Source organism: Streptomyces sp. x-80, assembly GCF_046549095.1.
Lineage (GTDB): Bacteria > Actinomycetota > Actinomycetes > Streptomycetales > Streptomycetaceae > Streptomyces > Streptomyces celluloflavus.
The window spans coordinates 351,898-370,369 of sequence record NZ_JAJPWM010000007.1 but is presented as its reverse complement, the minus strand read 5'-3'; the positions used below and the strand labels follow the sequence as shown (position 1 = coordinate 370,369).

Genomic DNA, 18,472 nt, shown 5'->3' with positions numbered 1-18,472 from the left:
CGGTGTGGCCCGCCGTCCGGCACCATGCCGTGGACACCATCCAGACATCCGATCATTCCGGCCGTTCGCGGTCGCGGAGCTTGGAGGGAACCATGGCACGCCGCACGGACCGGCCCCACAGACCCCGCCTCCTTCCCGGCGCCCGCCGCATGCTCTGCGTGCTGGCGCTCACCGCCGCCGCCCTCCTGCCCGCCCAGGCGTCGCCGGCCGCCCCGGCCCCGGCCCCGGCCCCGTCCGCCGGGAGCCGCCCCGGCCCCTGCGCCGACCGGATCCGGCCCGCCTCCCAGATGGCGGTCGAGCCCTGCGACACCCCCGCGCGGATCATCGACAAGGCCGCCCACACCGTCCCCACCAAGGGCCAGCTCGCCTGGCAGCGCCGCGAGATCACCGCCTTCACGCACTTCGGTATGAACACCTTCACCGACCGCGAATGGGGCTCGGGCACCGAGGACGAGAAGCTCTTCGACGTGTCCGGTCCGGCCCGGCCCGACATCGACCAGTGGATGCGCGCCTACCGGGCGGCCGGCGCCCGGCAGGTGATGCTCACCGCCAAGCACCACGACGGGTTCGTGCTCTACCCCACCCGCTACAGCCCGCACTCGGTCGCGGCCTCCCCCGGCCGCCCCGATGTCGTCGGCGCGTACGTCAGGGCCGCCCGTAAGGCCGGACTGAAGGTCGGCATCTACCTCTCGCCCTCCGACGGCGCCGAACTCCCGCACGCCTGGCACGCCCGGTGGGTCGAGGAGATCCGCGCGAAGCAGGCCGAGGGGAAACCGCTGAGCCTGCCCGAGCGGGTCGCGCTGGAGGACGGCGACCGGGCGCCGCGCGGCCTGGGCCGCTTCGGCAACGGCAGCCCGGTCACCCCGCGCACCCTCCCCACCCTCGTCCCCGGCGACGACCGCGCCGCGGCCGTCCGCAGCGGCCGGCTGCCCGTCCTGCACGTCCGGGCGGACGACTACGACGCGTACTACCTCAACCAGGTGTACGAGCTGTTCACCCAGTACGGCCCGATCGACGAACTGTGGCTGGACGGCGCGAACCCCTGGTCGGACTCCGGGATCACGCAGCGGTACGGCGTCGCGCAGTGGTTCGAGGTGATCCACCGGCTCTCCCCGGACACCGTCGTCTTCGCCGGGCCGCAGGGTGCGCGCTGGGTCGGCAACGAGAACGGCATCGCGCGCGAGACGGAGTGGAGCGTCACCCCCTCCACCGCCGACCCGTGGACGGTGCCGGCCGGCGGTCTGCCCCATGACTCCACCGACCCCGACATCGGCTCCCGCGCCAAACTCCTCGCGCCCACCACCAAGTACCTCCAGTGGTATCCGGCGGAGGCCGATGTCTCGCTGCGCCCCGGCTGGTTCCACCACCCGGCCGAACGGCCCAAGTCCCCGGCGCAGCTGATGGCCCTGTACGAGCAGAGCGTGGGCCGCAACGCCGTGCTGCTGCTGAACGTCCCGCCCGCCCGGAACGGCCGGATCGACGCCGCGGACGTCGCCTCGCTCACCGCCTTCGGCGCCGCCGTGCACCGGATCTACGGCACGGACCTGCGCACCGCGGGCCCCGGGCCGTACACCTTCGACCGGATCGGCCTCGCCGAGGACATCCGGTACGGGCAGCGGGTGGAGCGCTTCGCGGTGCAGGCGCGGACCGGCGGGCGGTGGCGGACGGTCGCGACGGGCACCACCATCGGGTACCGGCGGATCCTCGCGCTGCCCGCCCCGGTGACCGCCGAGGCCGTACGGGTCGCGGTGCGCCAGGCCCGCGGCCGGCCGCGGCTGCTGCCGGTGACGCTGCACGCGACGGGGCGCTGAACCGCCGGCGGACCGGCGGGTACCCGTACCGGGGCGGCCCGCCGGACTGCCGTGCGCCCCGGTGCCGTACGGTCCGCGGCGCGGCGGCCCACCCCGCGCGCGCGGGCCGCCGGGGCGTCCGATACGTTGACCCCGTGAGCTACAAGGTCAAGAAGAACGCCCTGCGCGCCGGAACCATCACGGCCGGCACCGCGCTGATGCTGCTGATGTCGTCCCCCGCGTTTGCGCTCACCCGCGACGACGGTGACGACCCGGGTCCGGGCCTGAGCGTGCTGGAGACGCTCGGCCTCTATGTCGCTGCGCCGATCGTGCTCTTCCTGGTCATCGCCGGACTGGTCATGCTGGGTGACAAGTCCCGCAAGCAGGCCAGGACCAAGGGCTGACACCAGACTCCACGACGCCTTGAGGGCGCCCACCGGTTCCTCCGAACCGGTGGGCGCCCTTTTGTTGTCCCCGGACGCGTTTCCGCAGGTGGAAAAGGGGTTGCGGAGTGGCTATCGGGAGGTTTTGGGGTGATTCGTAGGGGTGGTGGGGTTTAACCGGGCACAACCTACGATGGCGTAACCTACGGGTCCGTAGGTCATCGTCGTCCCCAGGAGTTCCCGTGACCATCGCCCCCGCCCGCCACAACGGAGAGCGCGGCCAGACCGCATGGAGCGACGCGCAGCTGCTCTACGCGCTCGAAGAGGTCGTCGAGAAGGAACTCAACCGGCATCTGGGGGTCGCCAAGGAATGGATGCCCCACGAGTACGTGCCCTGGAGCGACGGGCGGAACTTCGACGGGGTGCTGGGCGGCGAAGCCTGGGCCCCCGAGCAGTCCAAGGTCACCGACATCGGCCGGATCGCCCTGGTGGTCAACCTCCTCACCGAGGACAACCTCCCCAGCTACCACCACGAGATCGCCAGCCTCTTCGGCCGGGACGGCGCCTGGGGCACCTGGGTGCACCGCTGGACCGCGGAGGAGGGCCGGCACGGCATCGTGATGCGCGACTACCTGCTCACCAGCCGCGCCGTCGACCCGGTGGAGCTGGAGCGGTTCCGGATGGCCCATATGTCGGAGGGCTTCGAGTCCGACAACGCGCACAGCATGCTGCACTCCGTCGCCTACGTCGCCTTCCAGGAGCTGGCCACCCGGATCTCGCACCGCAACACCGGTCACCACTCCGGCGACCCGGTCTGCGACCGGATGCTGGCCCGGATCGCCACCGACGAGAACCTCCACATGGTCTTCTACCGCAACCTCCTCGGTGCGGCCTTCGAACTGGCCCCGGACCAGACCATGTGCGCGGTGCGCGATGTGGTCACCGGCTTCCGGATGCCCGGCCACAGCATCCCCGGCTTCGAGCGGGCCGCCGCCCGGATGGCCATCGGCGGGATCTACAACCTGCGCATCCACCACGACGATGTGCTCCAGCCCGTGCTGCGCTACCTGAAGGTGCTGGACATCGGCGGCCTCGGCCCGGCCGGTCTGGCGGCGCAGGAGGAACTGGGGCTGTTCATGGGCGGCCTGGACGGCCAGGCGCGGAAGTTCGACGAGCGCCAGGCCGCCCTGCTCGCCCGCCGCGCGGCCCGCGCCTAGCGGCCCACGAGCGGGCGGCCGGGCCGCCCCGGCGCTGCGTACCCTGCCCGCATGGCCGACTGGGACATCAAGAAGCTGCGCATCCTGCGCACGCTCCACGAGCTGGGCACGGTCACCGCGACCGCCGAGGCGCTGCATCTGACGCCCTCGGCGGTCTCGCAGCAGCTGACGGGGCTGGCCAAGGCGCTCGGGGTCACGCTGCTGGAGGCCCACGGGCGGCGGGTGCGGCTGACCGGCGCCGCCCATCTGGTGCTGCGGCACGCCGAGGCGGTCTTCGCCCAGCTGGAGCGTGCGGACGCCGAACTCCTCGGCCATCTCCGGGGCGAGGCCGGTCAGGTGCGGATCGGCGCGTTCCCCACCGCCATCCCCGCGCTGGTCGTCCCCGCCGTCCGGGAACTGCGCCGTACCCACCCGGGCCTGGCGGTGACCGTCCGGGAGACGGAGGCGGCGGCCGCGTACGAACTGCTGGCGGCGGGCAGCGTCGAGCTGGCGCTCTCGCTCGCCGCGCACGCGCCGGCCCCGCGCGACCCGAAGTTCAGCCGGATACCGCTGCTCGCCGACCCGCTGGACGTGGCGCTGCCGGCCGGCCATCCACTGGCCGCCGAACCGGCCCTGCGGCTGGCCGATCTGGCCGGCGAGCCCTGGATCTTCGGCAGCAGCGGCCCCTGGTCGCAGATCACCGTCGCCGCGTGCGAGAGCGCCGGTTTCGTACCGGAGCAGGCGCACGCCGCCGCCGGCTGGAGCGCGATCCTGGCGATGGTGGCGGCGGGGATGGGCGTCGCGCTGGTGCCCCGGATGGCACTGGCCGGCGGCCGCGGCATCCCGGACCGGGGCGCGCCGGACGGTGCCGGGATCGCGCTGCGGGTGCTCCACGCCGACCAGCCGCGCCGGTATGTGGTGGCCGCCGTCCGGCGCGGCGGGGAGGGGGCGCCGGGACCGGCCCGGGTGCTGGCCGCGCTCCACCGGGCGGCCGCCGCCCAGGCGCGCGGCCGGAGCGCCGTCGGCCGCCGCCCGGCCGCCCCCGGAGGCGCCCGGTACCGTTCAGTCCCCCTGAACGTATCCCTCAGGAACTTTCGATGGACCACCGCGGTGCCCGCTGCGACGGTGGACGGGTCCGCAGCACCGGCCGACCCACGAAGGGCAGCGATGACCACCACTCCGGACGCCGGCTCCGCCGGTCCGTACAGCGACAGCCACGCTGGTCCACCTGCCGATCCACCCGCTGATCCGCACGTCAACGACGCCGCCCCGTACGGCGGCGGAGACCCCTACGCCGACTACCGCGGCGGGGACTTCCCCTTCACCTCGCTCGTCGATCTCGCCGACCGCCGCCTCGGCGCCGGAGTGATCGCCGCCAACGACGAGTTCTTCGCCGAGCGCGAGAACCTGCTGACGCCCGGCCCCGCGGTCTTCGACCCCGGGCGCTTCGGCCACAAGGGCAAGATCATGGACGGCTGGGAGACCCGGCGCCGCCGCGGCACCGACGGCGACCGTCCCTTCCCCGCCGACGGCGACCACGACTGGGCGCTGATCCGGCTCGCCGCCCCCGGCGTGATCCGCGGCATCGTCGTCGACACCGCCCACTTCCGCGGCAACTACCCCCAGCAGATCACCGTGGAGGCCACCGCCGTCGCCGGCACCCCCGGCCCCGAGCGGCTGCTCGCCGACGACGTGACGTGGACGGAGCTGGTCCCGCGCACCCCCGTCCGGGGCCACGCCGCCAACGGCTTCCCGGTCGCCGCCGAGCGCCGCTTCACCCATCTGCGCCTCAAGCAGCACCCCGACGGCGGCATCGCGCGGCTGCGGGTGCACGGCGAGGTCGTCCCCGACCCCGCGTGGCTGGACGCGCTCGGCACCCTCGACCTCGCCTCCGTACTGCACGGCGGCCGGGTCGAGGACGCCTCCGACCGCTTCTACTCCTCTCCTGCCCAGCTCATCCGGCCCGACCTCGCCCGCAAGATGGACGACGGCTGGGAGAACCGCCGCCGCCGGGTCCGGGGCACCCACGACTGGGTGCGGCTGCGCCTCGCGGCACAGGGCGAGATCCGCGCCGTCGAGATCGACACCGCCTACCTCAAGGGCAACTCCGCGGGCTGGGCCGCCCTCCACGGCTGCGACGCGACGGCCGGCGACCCGGCGGACGACGCCTCGTGGTCCGAGATCCTGCCGCGCACCGCGCTCCAGCCCGACACCCCGCACCGCTTCGTCCTGCCCGCGTCCGTCACCGCCACCCACCTCCGGCTGGACGTCTTCCCCGACGGCGGGCTGGCCCGCCTGCGGGTGCACGGCAGCCTCACCGCCGTCGGCCGCACCGCGCTCGTCCGCCGCTTCGACGCCCTCACCGGCTGAGCCGCCGCCCGCCGGACACCGCGGCCGGACACCGCGGCCGGGCCGCGCCCCGCGCCGCCGGAGGGGAGCGCCCGCCGGACAGCAGAAGGGGCGCCCGGGACCGACCGGCCCCGGGCACCCCTGTCACCCGCTGTGCGTCAGCTCGCCGCGGCGTCCGCCGCCTGCGCCTTCAGGGCGCGCTCGACGCCCGCCCGCGACTCGGTGACCAGGCGTCGCAGCGCCGCACTCGGCTCGGCCGCGGCCAGCCAGGCGTCGGTGGCGTCCAGGGTCTCCTGCGAGACCTGGAGGGCCGGGTAGAGACCGACCGCGATCTGCTGCGCCATCTCGTGGCTGCGGGCGTCCCAGACGGCCTTGACCGCGTCGAAGTACTTCGCGGTGTACGGGGCCAGCAGCTCCCGCTGGTCGGACTGGACGAAGCCGCCGATGACCGCTTCCTGCACCGAGTTGGGCAGTTCGTCCGACTCCACGACGGCGGCCCAGGTCCCGGCCTTCGCCTCGGCCGTCGGCCGCGCCGCGCGCGCCGTCGCCGCGTGCCGCTCGCCGGCCGCGGTCCTGTCGCGCGCCAGCTCCGCCGCGATGGCCGCCTCGTCGGCCCGGCCGGTGGCGGCCAGCCGCTGCACCAGCGACCAGCGCAGCTCGGTGTCCACGGCCAGCCCGTCCAGCACCTCCGTACCGTCCAGCAGGCCCTGCAACAGGTCCAGTTGGGCGTCGGTACGGGCCGTGGCGGCGAACGCGCGGGCCCAGGCCAGCTGGTGGTCGCTGCCCGGCCGCGCGGCCCGCAGGTGCTCCAGCGCCGCCTCCGTCCACGTCGCCAGGCCGCTCTCGCGCCGGTCCGGGGCCGCGTACAGGTCCAGCGCCAGCTTCACCTGGCGGTGCAGCGACTGGACGACGCCGATGTCCGTCTCCTTGCCGATGCCGGAGAGCACCAGCGCCAGGTAGTCGCGGGTGGCGAGTTCGCCGTCCCGGGTCATGTCCCAGGCCGAGGCCCACGACAGGGCGCGCGGCAGCGACTCGGTGAAGTCGCCCAGATGCGCGGTGACGGTCTTCAGCGACTCCTCGTCGAGCCGGACCTTGGCGTACGACAGGTCGTCGTCGTTGAGCAGGATCACGGCCGGGCGCGGGGTGCCCTTCGGGAACGGCACCTCGGTCAGCTCGCCGTCCACGTCCAGCTCGATCCGGCTGGTGCGGACGAGCTTGCCGTCCTTCAGGTCGTAGCAGCCGATCGCGATGCGGTGCGGGCGCAGCACCGGCTCGCCGGTCGCCCCGGCCGGCAGCGCGGGTGCCTCCTGGCGCACCGCGAACGAGGTGATCGCGCCGGTCGCGTCCACCTCGATCTCCGGGCGCAGGATGTTGATCCCGGCGGTCCGGAGCCACTTCTCGGCCCAGGTCGCGAGGTCCCGGCCGCTGGTCTTCTCCAGCGCGCCCAGCAGGTCGGACAGCCGGGTGTTGCCGTAGGCGTGCGCCTTGAAGTACGCCTGGACGCCCTTGAAGAACTCGTCCATGCCGACGTACGCGACCAGCTGCTTGAGCACCGAGGCGCCCTTGGCGTATGTGATGCCGTCGAAGTTGACCAGGACGTCGTCCAGATCACGGATCTCGGCCATGATCGGGTGCGTCGAGGGCAGCTGGTCCTGGCGGTAGGCCCAGGTCTTCATGGAGTTCGCGAACGTCGTCCAGGAGTGCGGCCACTTCGAGCCCGGCGCGTACGCCTGGCAGGCGATCGAGGTGTAGGTGGCGAACGACTCGTTCAGCCACAGGTCGTTCCACCACTCCATGGTGACCAGGTCGCCGAACCACATGTGCGCCAGCTCGTGCAGGATCGTCTCCGCGCGCACCTCGTACGCCGCGTCCGTCACCTTCGAGCGGAACACGTACTGGTCGCGGATGGTCACCGCACCGGCGTTCTCCATCGCGCCCGCGTTGAACTCCGGCACGAAGAGCTGGTCGTACTTCCCGAACGGGTAGGCGTAGTCGAACTTCTCCTCGAACCAGTCGAAGCCCTGCCGGGTGACCGCGAAGATCTCGTCCGCGTCCAGGTGCTCGGCGAGCGAGGGACGGCAGTAGATCCCCAGCGGCACCGACCGCCCGTCCGGACCCTCCCAGCTGCTGTGCACGCTGTGGTACGGGCCCACGATCAGCGCCGTGACGTACGTCGAGATGCGCGGGGTGGGCGCGAACCGCCACACCGTCCCACCGGGGCCGCTCGGCTCGGGGGTCGGCGAGTTGGAGATCACCGTCCAGCCCTCGGGCGCCGTCACGGTGAACCGGAACGTCGCCTTCAGGTCCGGCTGCTCGAAGCTGGCGAACACCCGGCGGGCGTCCGGCACCTCGAACTGCGTGTAGAGATAAGCCTGTTCGTCGACCGGATCGACGAAACGGTGCAGGCCCTCACCGGTGTTCGTGTACGCGCAGTCCGCGACGACCGTCAGCTCGTTGCGGCCGGCCGGCAGACCCGCCAGCGCGATCCGCGAGTCCTGGAACACCTCGGCCACATCCAGCGCCCGGCCGTTGAGCACGACCTCGTGCACGGCCGGCGCGACCAGGTCGATGAACGAGTCCGCGCCCGCCTCGGCGGCGTCGAACCGCACCGTCGTCACCGACCGGTACGTACCGCCCTCCTGGGCACCGGACAGGTCGAGATCGATCTCGTACGCGTCCACACTCAACAGCCGCGCCCGCCGCTGCGCCTCGTCGCGGGTCAGATTCGTGCCAGGCACCCGTTCACTCCTTCTTCGCATCCTTGACCGTCTCTTCCGGCCATCCTTCCACGCCGCCCGCGGCGGGGCCGGTGGGTATCCCGGCGCGGCCGCCGGGCCGCGCCGTCCGCCACCGCGAATGCCCCGTCCGAATCCCGCCAGCACGGGACGGGGGGAGCGCCGATGCTCGGGGCATGACCAGATATTCACCCCGTTCCATCGGGGCCAGGGCACACCGGGAACTCCGGGAGCGGGACGACGCCGGACGGCAGACGGTGCCGTTCACCGCACGCGAGGACGGGGTGCCGATGTCCTGTGTCGGCAGTCCGCTGCGCTGCTGTCTGCGGCCCGTCCGGGCCGGTGAGCGGATCGCGCTCGTCTCGTACGCGCCGCTGCGCCGCTGGGCCGCCGTGACCGGGGCCGCGCCGGGGGCGTACGACGAGCAGGGGCCGGTGTTCCTCCACGCCGGGGAGTGCGGCGGGCCGGCCGGCCCGGCGCCCGGGTACCCCTTCGCACGGGCGGGCGCGCTGCGCACGCTGCGCCGCTACAACAGCGAAGGGCAGATCGTCGGCGGCCGGCTCTTCGAGATCCCCGAGGACGCCGAGGCCGGTTTCGACCGGGCCTTCGACGAGGCGTTCACCGACCCGGAGGTGGCCCTGGTGCACGTACGGGCCCTGGAGTACGGCTGCTTCCAGTTCGAGGTGCGCCGCGAGGACGGAGCGGCCGGCGGGGACGGAGCGCCGGGGAGGGCCTGAGCGGGCCCCGGCCGGGGCCGGGATCCGACGGCGGCGGGGGCGCCGGCCCGGACATGACGGCGGGGGCCGTACGCACCGTACGGCCCCCGCCCCACCCGTCGTACGGATCAGCCGCGCAGCTCCGCGGCGACCAGCTCCGCGATCTGGACGGCGTTCAGCGCCGCGCCCTTGCGGAGGTTGTCGTTGGAGACGAACAGGGCCAGGCCGTTGTCGACGGTCTCGTCCGCGCGGATGCGGCCGACGAAGGAGGCGTCCTGGCCGGCGGCCTGGAGCGGCGTCGGGACGTCGGAGAGTGCGACGCCGGGGGCGCCGCCCAGCAGCTGCTGGGCGCGCGCCACGCTGATCGGGCGGGCGAAGCGCGCGTTGATCTGGAGCGAGTGACCGGTGAAGACCGGCACCCGCACACAGGTGCCCGACACCTTCAGCTCCGGGATCTCCAGGATCTTGCGGCTCTCGTTGCGGAGCTTCTGCTCCTCGTCGGTCTCGTGCAGACCGTCGTCGACGATCGAGCCCGCCATCGGCAGCACGTTGAAGGCGATCGGGCGGACGTAGGTGTCCGGCGCCGGGAAATCCACCGCCGCACCGTCGTGCGTCAGCTTCGTGGCGTCCTGCTCGACGGCCTTGCGGACCTGCCCGTCCAGCTCCGCCACCCCGGCGAGACCGCTGCCGGACACCGCCTGGTAGGTGGCGACGACCAGCGAGAGCAGCCCGGCCTCGTCGTGCAGCGGGCGCAGCACCGGCATCGCGGCCATGGTCGTGCAGTTCGGGTTGGCGATGATGCCCTTGGGCCGGTCCGTGATGGCCTGCGGGTTGACCTCGGAGACGACGAGCGGGACCTCGGGGTCGCGGCGCCAGGCCGAGGAGTTGTCGATCACGACGGGACCGGCGGCGGCGACCTTGGGCGCCAGCACCTTCGACGTCGCACCGCCCGCGGAGAAGAGCACGATGTCCAGGGCGGAGTAGTCGGCGGTGGCCGCGTCCTCGACGGTGATCTCGGTGTCCTGCCAGGGCAGTGTCCGTCCGGCAGACCGGGCCGAAGCGAACAGGCGCAGCTGCTCGACCGGGAAATTCCGCTCGGTCAGAATGCTCCGCATCACGCTGCCGACCTGGCCGGTGGCTCCGACGATTCCGATCCTCATGGGGCTCCTTCTTCCTCACCTGATATCGGTGTCTGCTGGGAACACCTGCTCAGTAGCGACCCCATCATGTGTGTGCACCCCGCCGCCTTGTCCAATCCGTTCCGCTCCGTGGCGCCGGACCCGCCACCGGCCGGCCGGCGGCGGGTACCGTCGTCCCGTACACCGGACGGCGGGGGACGGGGGAGACATGACGGCGGACGGGGACGGTCCGGTGGCGGGCACGCCGTACCACGCGGGGGAGCGGGCCGTACAGCGGCGGGCGGGGGAGACGGTGCGCGCCGAGCACATCGGGCGCACCATCGGCACCGGCCTCGGCGATATCGCGGCCGCCTTCCTCGGTCTGCAACCGATGCTGGTGATCGCCGCGGCGGACGGCGACGGGCGGCTGTGGAGCTCGCTGCTGACCGGCCCGCCCGGGTTCCTGCGCGCGACCGGCCCGCACACCCTGTCCGTCGCGGCCCGGCCGGCCGGGGACGATCCGCTCGCCGCGTTCCTCACCGCCGGGCCCGCACCGCTGGGCACCCTCGCGCTGGACCCGCGCACCCGGCGCCGGCTGCGGCTCAACGGCACGGCCCGCGCCACCCCGCGCGGTCTGGCGATCGACACCGGCCAGGTCTTCGCCAACTGCCCGAAACACCTCCAGCAGCGGACCCTGCGGGCGGTGGCGCCGGCCGGGGAGGGCGGTGACCGGACGGTCCGCGCTGCCGCGCTGACCGACGCCCAGCGGCGCATGGTCGAGGCCGCCGACACCTTCTTCATCGCCACCGCCGACCCGGCCGGCGCCGCCGACGCCGGGCACCGCGGCGGCCGGCCCGGCTTCGTCCGCGCCACCTCGCCGACCCGGCTCAGCTGGCCCGACTACCCGGGCAACGCGATGTTCGCCACGCTGGGGAATCTGGCCCTGCGCCCGGCGGCCGGGCTGCTCTTCGTCGACTGGACCACCGGCGATCTGCTGCGGATCGGCGGCCGGGCGCGGGTGGACTGGTCCGCCGGGCGCGCCGCGGCCCTCCCGGGCGCGCGCCGCGTCGTCGACTTCGACGTCGAGACGGTGCTGGCGACCCGCGGCGGCAGCCCGCTGCGGTGGTCCGAGCCGGTGCCGTCGCCCGCGAACCCGCCGGTCACGCCGGACTGCTGAGCCACTGCCGCGGCCCGGCGGCCGGCCGCGGACGAGCTTCCCCCGGGCCGCCGCCCGCCTACCGCGGCAGCACCACCACATAGGCGCCCGGCTCCCGCTCCAGCGCCGCCGTCAGCGCCGCGCGGACCACCTCCGCCTGCCGCTGCGGCGCCTCGCACAGGGCGCGCGGCACACACCGGACGAGCGTGATGCCCAGCCGCTCCAGGTGCGCGCGCTTGCCGTCGAACGGCCCGTGGGGCGAGTCCTCCTCCGGGTGCGGCGCCCGGCCGTCGATCTCCAGGGCCACCGAGTGCCCCGGCCAGAAGGCGTCCACGCCGCCCAGCTGCGGTCCGCCCGGCAGCCGCAGCTCGACGTTCCAGAGCGGTTCGGGCAGCCCGTGCGCCCGCACCATCGCGTACAGCCGCTGCTCGTCCAGCGCCCGGCCCGCGGCCAGCAGGGTGTCCACCGCGTCCGCCACCGGCGGCCGGGTCAGCAGCCGCGCGCGGCCCAGCTCCCGTACCACCGCGGCCGCCTCGCAGTCGCCGTCGCGTACCGCCTCGGTCAGCAGCCGGCGTACCACCGAGGCGTCGGCGAGCCCGCCGACGGCGTCCGCCAGCGCCCGTGCGACCGGTGCGGCCGGCACTCCGGTGACCTCCTGGGGTTCGGGCAGCTCCTGGGCCCGGACGATCCCCGCGAAGCCGGCCGGGCGCAGTCGCCGGGTGGGCCCGACCAGTACCTCGATCCGGTCCAGGGCGAGCAGCGGGGGAGCGGTCGTGAAGCCGTACAGGGCGAGCGCCGCGAGACCGGTGATCATCGCCTCCGGCGTGCCGGGCGCCGCGTCGCCCTGCCGGGGCACCGCCGGGCCGCGGTGGGCGGCGTACCGCAGGGCGGCGTGCAGCCGTTCCTCGCTGGTGGGCGGCCCCGTGTGCAGCAGATAGACGCCCGGCAGCACCTGTTGCCAGCCGCCGCCCGGCCGGCACCGTTCGGCGGTCTCCGCCGCCGGGACGCCGCGCTCGCGCAGCTGACGCGCGGTCAGCACCCGGTGCCGGACGTCGGAGAGGTGGCGGAGGGGGCGCGGCGAGAGCGGGGTGTCGTGGTTCATGCCACGGCCATTCCCGCCCCTGCGCCGCCCCCTAACCGCTGTTACCGACCCGTGCCACAAACAGGACAACACCGTTCTGAAGTACGGGCGTTCGGCTGCCGACGGGGGCGGCCGGTGCGGGTCAGCGCGGCGGCTCGGCCGCCTCGTCGCACGCCTGCGCGCGCAGTGCCCGCGCCAGATCGTCCCGCTCCTCGGCGACCAGCCGGCGCAGCGCGGGCGCCGCCTGCGGGTGCCCCGCCAGCCAGGCGTCCGCGGCGTCCAGCGTCTCCCGCGTCACCTGCCAGGACGGGAACAGCCCGCGCACCATGGCCATCGCGATCTCGATGGACCGCTCCTGCCACGCCTGTTCGAGGAAGGCGAAGTAGCGCGGTGCGTACGGGGCCAGCAGCTCGCGCTGCCCGAACTGCGCGAAGCCGCTGATCGTCGCCTCCACCAGGGCGTTGGAGAGCGCGTCGGACTCCACGACGTCCGCCCAGGCCCGCTCCTTGACCTCGGCCGACGGCCGGGCGGCCAGGCAGCGCACCTGGTGGCGCTTGCCGGACGCGGTGTCGTCGCGGGCCAGTTCGGCGTCGAGGACGGCCGCGTCCGCGACGCCGTGCGAGGCCAGCGGCTCCAGCAGCGTCCAGCGCAGCTCCTGGTCCACCTCCAGGCCGTCGATCTTCGCCGTACCGTCCAGCAGTCCCGTGAGCAGCTGGAAGTCGGCGTCGGTCGAGGCGACCGAGGCGAAGTGGCGGGCCCAGGCGAGCTGATGGCCGCTGCCCGGCCCGGACAGCCGCAGCTCGCGCAGCGCGCCCTCGGCCAGGGCGCGGGCGGCGCTTTCGCGGTGTGCCGGCGCGGCGTAGAGCTCCAGCGCCGTACGGGCCTGTGTGTGCACCGACTGGAGGACGCCGATGTCGGTCTCCCGCCCGGCGAACCGCAGCACCAGCTCCAGGTAGTCGCGGGCCGGCATCAGACCGTCGCGGGTCAGGCCCCACACCGCGGACCAGCACAGCGCGCGGGCCAGCGGGTCGGTGATCTCGCCGAGCCCGTCGCGCAGCGTGGCCAGCGAGCCCTCGTCGAAGCGGATCTTGCAGTACGTCAGGTCCTCGTCGTTGACCAGGATCAGGTCGGGCCGCTCGGCACCGGCCAGTTCGGTCACGGCCGTACGCGGCCCCGAGACGTCCACCTCCGCGCGCGCGTACCGCTCCAGCCCGCCGTCCGGGTGCGCGGCCGAGATCTCCTGGCGCCGGTAGAGCCCCACCGCGACCCGGTGCGGGCGCAGCTGCGGATGCGTGGGCGCGGCCTCCTGGAGGACGCTCAGCTCGGTGATCCGGTCCTGGGCGTCGTAAGTGGCCTGCGGGGTCAGGGTGTTGACACCGGCGGTCTCCAGCCAGGCGCGCGACCAGGCCGCCATGTCCCGCCCGGAGGTCTCCTCCAGCACCGACAGCAGGTCGGTGAGCCGGGTGTTGCCGTAGGCGTGCCGCTTGAAGTAGCGCCGCGCGCCCTCCAGGAACGCCTCCCGCCCCACGTACGCCACCAGCTGCTTGAGGACCGAGGCGCCCTTGGCGTACGTGATGCCGTCGAAGTTGAGCTTGGCGTCCTCCAGGTCACGGATGTCGGCGGTGACCGGGTGGGTGGAGGGCAGCTGGTCGGCGCGGTAGGCCCACGCCTTGCGGCGGTTGGCGAAGGTGATCCAGGCGTTGTCGAACCGGGTCGACTCCACCTGCGAGAAGGCGCCCATGAAGTCCGCGAACGACTCCTTGAGCCACAGGTCGTCCCACCACTCCATGGTGACCAGGTCGCCGAACCACATGTGTGCCATCTCGTGCAGGATGACGTTCGCCCGGGACTCGTACGACGCCTGGGTCACCTTGCCGCGGAAGACGAACTCCTCCCGGAAGGTGACACAGCCCGGGTTCTCCATCGCGCCGATGTTGTACTCCGGCACGAACGCCTGGTCGTACTTCCCGAAGGGGTAGGGGTAGTCGAAGTTGTCGTGGAAGAAGTCCAGGCCCTGCTTGGTGACGGTGAAGATGTCGTCCGGGTCGAAGTGCCTGGCCAGCCCCTTGCGGCAGAGCGCGCCCAGCGGGATCTCCAGCTCCGTCCCGTCCGCAAGGGTGCGGCGGTAGCTGTCGCGGACGTAGTGGTACGGACCGGCGACGACGGCCGTGATGTACGTCGAGATCGGCCGCGTCGTCGCGAACCGGTGCCGCCCGTCCTCGGCCGGCCCCTCCTGGGCGCCGTTGCTGAGCACCGTCCAGCCCTCGGGCGCGGTCACCTCGAAGGTGAACGGCGCCTTCAGATCGGGCTGCTCGAAATTGGCGAAGACCCGGCGGGCATCGGCGGGTTCGTACTGCGTGTAGAGATAGACCTCGCCGTCCTCGGGGTCGACGAACCGGTGCAGTCCCTCGCCCGTACGGCTGTAGGCGCACTGCGCGTCGACGACGAGGGTGTTGTCGGCGGCGAGCTGGTCCAGCGCGATCCGGGAGCCGTCGAAGACCGCACCGGGGTCCAGCTCACGGCCGTTGAGCGTGACGGCGGTGACGGCCGGTGCGAGCAGGTCCGCGAATGTCGTGGCGCCCGGCTCGGCGCAGCGGAAGCGGATGGTGGTCCGCGAGCGGAACGTCCCGGCGGCCTCGCCGCGCGCCACGGCCGAGCGGACGTCCAGCGCCACGTCGTACCCGTCAACGCTCAGCAGTCGGCCCCGCTCGCGGGCCTCGTCCCGGGACAGATTCTCACCTGGCACGCCGTGACTCCCTCGTCCTCGTCTCGAATATCGAACACGAGGAATCATGGCACGACGGCCGACTGTTGAAGGTTCCACCGAGCAGCTCTCACGAGGAGACCCCGTGTCCGAGACCGCGAAGACCCGCCCCGTGCCGTCGGCCGGGGCGACCCCGGCAGACTTCTGGTTCGACCCGCTGTGCCCCTGGGCCTGGATGACATCCCGCTGGATGCTGGAGGTGGAGAAGGTCCGCCCGGTGACGGTGCGCTGGCACGTCATGAGCCTGGCGGTGCTCAACGAGAACCGGCTGGACGAGCTGCCCGAGCGCTACCGCGAGCGGCAGCGGACCGCCTGGGGCGTGGTACGGGTGTGCATCGCCGCCGAACAGGAGCACGGCAGCGAGGTGCTCGGCCGCCTCTACACCGAGATCGGCACCCGCTTCCACAACCAGGGCCGCGACCGCGACCCCGCGACCGTCCGGGACGCCCTCGCGGCGGCCGGTCTCCCCGTGGAACTGGCCGACGCCTGGGACGCGGACACCTACGACAAGCAGCTGCGGGCCTCCCACAAGGAGGGCATCGACCTGGTCGGCGAGGAGGTCGGCACGCCCGTCATCGCCGTGCCCGGTGCCGACGGCGGACGGATCGCCTTCTTCGGCCCGGTCGTCACCCCCGCCCCCAAGGGCGAGGAGGCCGCCAAGCTCTGGGACGGCACCCTGATGGTCGCCTCCATCCCGGGCTTCTACGAGATCAAGCGGACGCGGACCGCCGAGCCGGTCTTCGACTGAGCCCCGCGGGCACCCGGCCCCGCCATGGGCAAGGCCCCACGAGTCACGTCCTCGTGGGGCCTTGCCGTTGTACCGCCTGCCAGGTGAAGGGTGAGAAGACGATCACGAGGCAGGACGTGCGGACGGCACCGTCACGGCGCCAGCAGCAGGGTGTTGGCGCGCTCCTTGGCGGACGTGTACCGCTTGGCGACGTCCTGCCAGTTGACGACCTGCCACATGGCCTCGATGAAGTCGACCTTCTGGTTCTTGTACTGGAGGTAGAACGCGTGCTCCCACGCGTCGAAGACCAGGATCGGCACGGAGCCCTGGCCGACGTTGCCCTGGTGGTCGTAGATCTGCTCGACGATCAGGCGGCCGGTGACCGGCTCGAAGGCCAGCACGCCCCAGCCGGAGCCCTGCGTGGTGGCGGCCGCCTTGGTCAGCTGGGTCTTGAACTTGGCGTACGAGCCGAAGCTCTCCGCGATCGCGTCCGCCAGCTCGCCGACGCCGTCCTTCTCCAGCGGCTCGCCGCCGCCGTCACCGGTCATGTTGTGCCAGTAGATGCTGTGCAGGATGTGGCCGGAGAGGTGGAACGCGAGGTTCTTCTCCAGGCCGTTGATGTTGCCCCACTGGTCCTTGTCGCGGGCCTCGGCGAGCTGCTCCAGGGTGTCGTTCGCGCCCTTCACATACGCCGCGTGGTGCTTGTCGTGGTGCAGCTCGATGATCTCGGGGCTGATGACCGGGGCCAGCGCCGAGTAGTCGTACGGAAGTTCCGGAAGTGTGTAGGTGGCCATGCCGAGCCTCTCCAACTGCTTACGACTTCTTATTGCAACTGATGTGCAAGAGAAAGCTACCAGCAGGACCCCGCACCGGCCGGTTGCGGGCACCCGACTGGTCCCAAAGAAGGAGGCGGGGCGGGACCTCGGTCGGAGGTCCCGCCCCGCCGTGTGCCGGGCGGTGTGGTCGTGCCGTACGGCTATGCCCCGGGCGGCTGCGGGGCCCGGTGCAGCGCCCGCTGCCGGACGAGCCCGATGACCGCCAGCACCGCCGTGAACCCGGCGGTGAAGAGCAGCTGGATGCGCTGGTTGTCGTCCCGCAGCATCAGCACCAGCACCACGCCGACACCGGCCAGCGCCACCCAGGTCAGGAACGGGAAGGCCCACATCTTGACGACGAGCTTCTCGGGCGCCTCGCGCTCCAGCTGCCGCCGCATCCGCAGCTGCGCCACGGCGATCAGCCCCCACACCACCAGGATGGCCGCGCCGACCATGTTCAGCAGGTACTGGAAGACCGTGGTGGGCCACCAGATGCTGAAGAGGACCGCGAGGAAGCCGAAGGCGGAGCAGAGCACCACCGCACGGCGCGGCACCCCGCCGCTGACCTTGGCGAGGAACCCCGGGCCCTGGCCGCGGGAGGTCAGCGAGAACGCCATCCGGGACGCGCCGTAGAGATTGGCGTTCAGCGCGGACAGCAGGGCCACCAGGATGACGACGTTCATGATCTGGCCGGCCGCCGGGATGCGGAGGTAGTCCAGGACCGCGACGTACGGGCCGCTCTTGGCGATCGAGGGGTTGTTCCAGGGGATGACGGTGACGATGACCGCCATCGAGCCGACGTAGAAGACGGCGATCCGCCACATCGCGGTGCGCACCGCACGGGCCACACCGCGGACCGGGTCCTTGGACTCGGCGGCCGCGATGGTCACCGTCTCCAGACCGCCGTACGCGAAGACCGAGGCCAGCAGACCGATCGTCAGGCCGTCGACCCCCTTGGGCAGGAAGCCGCCGTCACCGGTGAGATGCGTGGCACCCGGCGCCGCGGTGCCGGGGAGCAGACCGAAGATGGCGAGCACGCCCAGGACCAGGAAGATGCCGATGGCGGCGACCTTCAGCGCGGCGAACCAGAACTCGAACTCGCCGAAGTTGCCGACCGCCGCCAGGTTCACCCCGCAGAAGATCACCATGAACAGCAGGACCCACATCCAGGTCTCGGTGCCCGGGAACCAGCCGGCCACGATGCCCCCGGCGCCGAGCGCCTCGACGGCCACCGCCACACACAGCTGCGCGGTGAACATCCAGCCCGCGGTGAAACCGGCCCAGGAGCCGATCGAGCGCTCGGCGTGCACCGAGAAGGAGCCGGAGGACGGGTTGGCCGCGGCCATCTCGCCGAGCATCCGCATCACGAGCATGACGAGGCCGCCGGATACCGCGTACGCCAGCACGATCGAGGGGCCCGCGGCCGCGATGCCCTCGCGGGAGCCGACGAACAGGCCCGCGCCGATCACCCCGCCCAGCGCGATCATCGAAAGGTGGCGCTGCTTGAGGCCGTTGGACAGCGTGGGGCCGCCGTCCTGGCCGGCGCCCTGGACCGCGCCGGCCGGCCCGTGCTCGGGCGCGGCGGACGTGGGTATCCGTTTCATGTCGTACCTGTCCCAGTAGGTGAGAGCGGAGCGGGGCG

General features: G+C 73.0%; 13 protein-coding genes and 1 pseudogene. 8 read left to right on the top strand and 6 right to left on the bottom strand.

Annotation, left to right across the window (positions count from 1 at the left end; genetic code table 11):
• Window positions 1-149: 149 nt before the first annotated feature.
• From ACLJWH_RS16900 to alc, 5 genes and pseudogenes are all read left to right on the top strand, one after another.
• Window positions 150-1,811, top strand: a complete 1,662-nt coding sequence (locus ACLJWH_RS16900; protein WP_411142607.1) for an alpha-L-fucosidase — start codon at window positions 150-152, stop codon at window positions 1,809-1,811.
• Window positions 1,812-1,945: 134 nt separating this feature from the next.
• The gene (locus ACLJWH_RS16895; RefSeq protein WP_411142515.1) at window positions 1,946-2,194 is read left to right on the top strand and encodes a hypothetical protein; all 249 of its coding nucleotides are present in this window, start codon (window positions 1,946-1,948) and stop codon (window positions 2,192-2,194) included.
• A 221-nt stretch (window positions 2,195-2,415) separates the two neighbouring features.
• Complete coding sequence (locus ACLJWH_RS16890) at window positions 2,416-3,390, top strand: acyl-ACP desaturase (protein WP_411142514.1); 975 nt, start codon at window positions 2,416-2,418, stop codon at window positions 3,388-3,390.
• Window positions 3,391-3,441: 51 nt separating this feature from the next.
• Window positions 3,442-4,332: pseudogene (locus tag ACLJWH_RS16885) on the top strand (LysR family transcriptional regulator); the annotation flags it as partial.
• A 204-nt stretch (window positions 4,333-4,536) separates the two neighbouring features.
• Entirely contained in the window at window positions 4,537-5,739 is a 1,203-nt protein-coding gene (gene alc, locus ACLJWH_RS16880) for an allantoicase (RefSeq protein ID WP_411142606.1), read from the top strand.
• Between the two features lie 137 nt (window positions 5,740-5,876).
• Here alc and pepN (ACLJWH_RS16875) read toward each other — a convergent pair whose 3' ends face one another.
• Window positions 5,877-8,456: an aminopeptidase N gene (pepN, locus tag ACLJWH_RS16875; RefSeq protein ID WP_411142513.1), complete on the bottom strand. Its 2,580-nt coding sequence runs from the start codon at window positions 8,454-8,456 to the stop codon at window positions 5,877-5,879.
• 173 nt (window positions 8,457-8,629) lie between these two features.
• Between pepN (ACLJWH_RS16875) and ACLJWH_RS16870 the strand changes: the two genes are divergently transcribed.
• Window positions 8,630-9,190: a DUF1203 domain-containing protein gene (locus tag ACLJWH_RS16870; RefSeq protein ID WP_411142512.1), complete on the top strand. Its 561-nt coding sequence runs from the start codon at window positions 8,630-8,632 to the stop codon at window positions 9,188-9,190.
• 107 nt (window positions 9,191-9,297) lie between these two features.
• On the opposite strand, the gene ACLJWH_RS16865 is transcribed toward ACLJWH_RS16870, so the two are convergent.
• The gene (locus tag ACLJWH_RS16865) at window positions 9,298-10,329 is read right to left on the bottom strand and encodes an aspartate-semialdehyde dehydrogenase (RefSeq protein ID WP_411142511.1); all 1,032 of its coding nucleotides are present in this window, start codon (window positions 10,327-10,329) and stop codon (window positions 9,298-9,300) included.
• 187 nt (window positions 10,330-10,516) lie between these two features.
• Here ACLJWH_RS16865 and ACLJWH_RS16860 point away from each other — a divergent pair, with 187 nt between their 5' ends.
• A complete protein-coding gene (locus tag ACLJWH_RS16860; RefSeq protein WP_411142510.1) occupies window positions 10,517-11,464 on the top strand; it encodes a pyridoxamine 5'-phosphate oxidase family protein in 948 nt (315 codons plus the stop codon).
• Between the two features lie 58 nt (window positions 11,465-11,522).
• Here ACLJWH_RS16860 and ACLJWH_RS16855 read toward each other — a convergent pair whose 3' ends face one another.
• Entirely contained in the window at window positions 11,523-12,545 is a 1,023-nt protein-coding gene (locus ACLJWH_RS16855; RefSeq protein ID WP_411142509.1) for a hypothetical protein, read from the bottom strand.
• A gap of 121 nt (window positions 12,546-12,666) precedes the next feature.
• Window positions 12,667-15,270, bottom strand: coding sequence for an aminopeptidase N (gene pepN, locus ACLJWH_RS16850; protein WP_411142508.1), 2,604 nt, complete (start codon window positions 15,268-15,270; stop codon window positions 12,667-12,669).
• 103 nt (window positions 15,271-15,373) lie between these two features.
• Between pepN (ACLJWH_RS16850) and ACLJWH_RS16845 the strand changes: the two genes are divergently transcribed.
• Complete coding sequence (locus ACLJWH_RS16845) at window positions 15,374-16,036, top strand: DsbA family protein (protein ID WP_411142507.1); 663 nt, start codon at window positions 15,374-15,376, stop codon at window positions 16,034-16,036.
• Between the two features lie 131 nt (window positions 16,037-16,167).
• On the opposite strand, the gene ACLJWH_RS16840 is transcribed toward ACLJWH_RS16845, so the two are convergent.
• Together ACLJWH_RS16840 and ACLJWH_RS16835 are read right to left on the bottom strand one after the other, a co-directional pair.
• Window positions 16,168-16,809, bottom strand: a complete 642-nt coding sequence (locus ACLJWH_RS16840) for a superoxide dismutase (RefSeq protein WP_094795015.1) — start codon at window positions 16,807-16,809, stop codon at window positions 16,168-16,170.
• A gap of 182 nt (window positions 16,810-16,991) precedes the next feature.
• The gene (locus tag ACLJWH_RS16835) at window positions 16,992-18,434 is read right to left on the bottom strand and encodes an amino acid permease (protein WP_411142506.1); all 1,443 of its coding nucleotides are present in this window, start codon (window positions 18,432-18,434) and stop codon (window positions 16,992-16,994) included.
• Between the last annotated feature and the right edge of the window lie 38 nt (window positions 18,435-18,472).

What these genes read in the sequence shown, in the direction of transcription:
- ACLJWH_RS16900 (WP_411142607.1), top strand. Translation starts at nt 150, where the DNA reads ATGCTCTGCGTGCTGGCGCTCACCGCCGCCGCCCTCCTGCCCGCCCAG.
- alc (WP_411142606.1), top strand. Translation starts at nt 4,537, where the DNA reads ATGACCACCACTCCGGACGCCGGCTCCGCCGGTCCGTACAGCGACAGC.
- ACLJWH_RS16870 (WP_411142512.1), top strand. Translation starts at nt 8,630, where the DNA reads ATGACCAGATATTCACCCCGTTCCATCGGGGCCAGGGCACACCGGGAA.
- ACLJWH_RS16865 (WP_411142511.1), bottom strand. Translation starts at nt 10,329, where the DNA reads ATGAGGATCGGAATCGTCGGAGCCACCGGCCAGGTCGGCAGCGTGATG.
- ACLJWH_RS16860 (WP_411142510.1), top strand. Translation starts at nt 10,517, where the DNA reads ATGACGGCGGACGGGGACGGTCCGGTGGCGGGCACGCCGTACCACGCG.
- ACLJWH_RS16855 (WP_411142509.1), bottom strand. Translation starts at nt 12,545, where the DNA reads ATGAACCACGACACCCCGCTCTCGCCGCGCCCCCTCCGCCACCTCTCC.
- ACLJWH_RS16840 (WP_094795015.1), bottom strand. Translation starts at nt 16,809, where the DNA reads ATGGCCACCTACACACTTCCGGAACTTCCGTACGACTACTCGGCGCTG.
- ACLJWH_RS16835 (WP_411142506.1), bottom strand. Translation starts at nt 18,434, where the DNA reads ATGAAACGGATACCCACGTCCGCCGCGCCCGAGCACGGGCCGGCCGGC.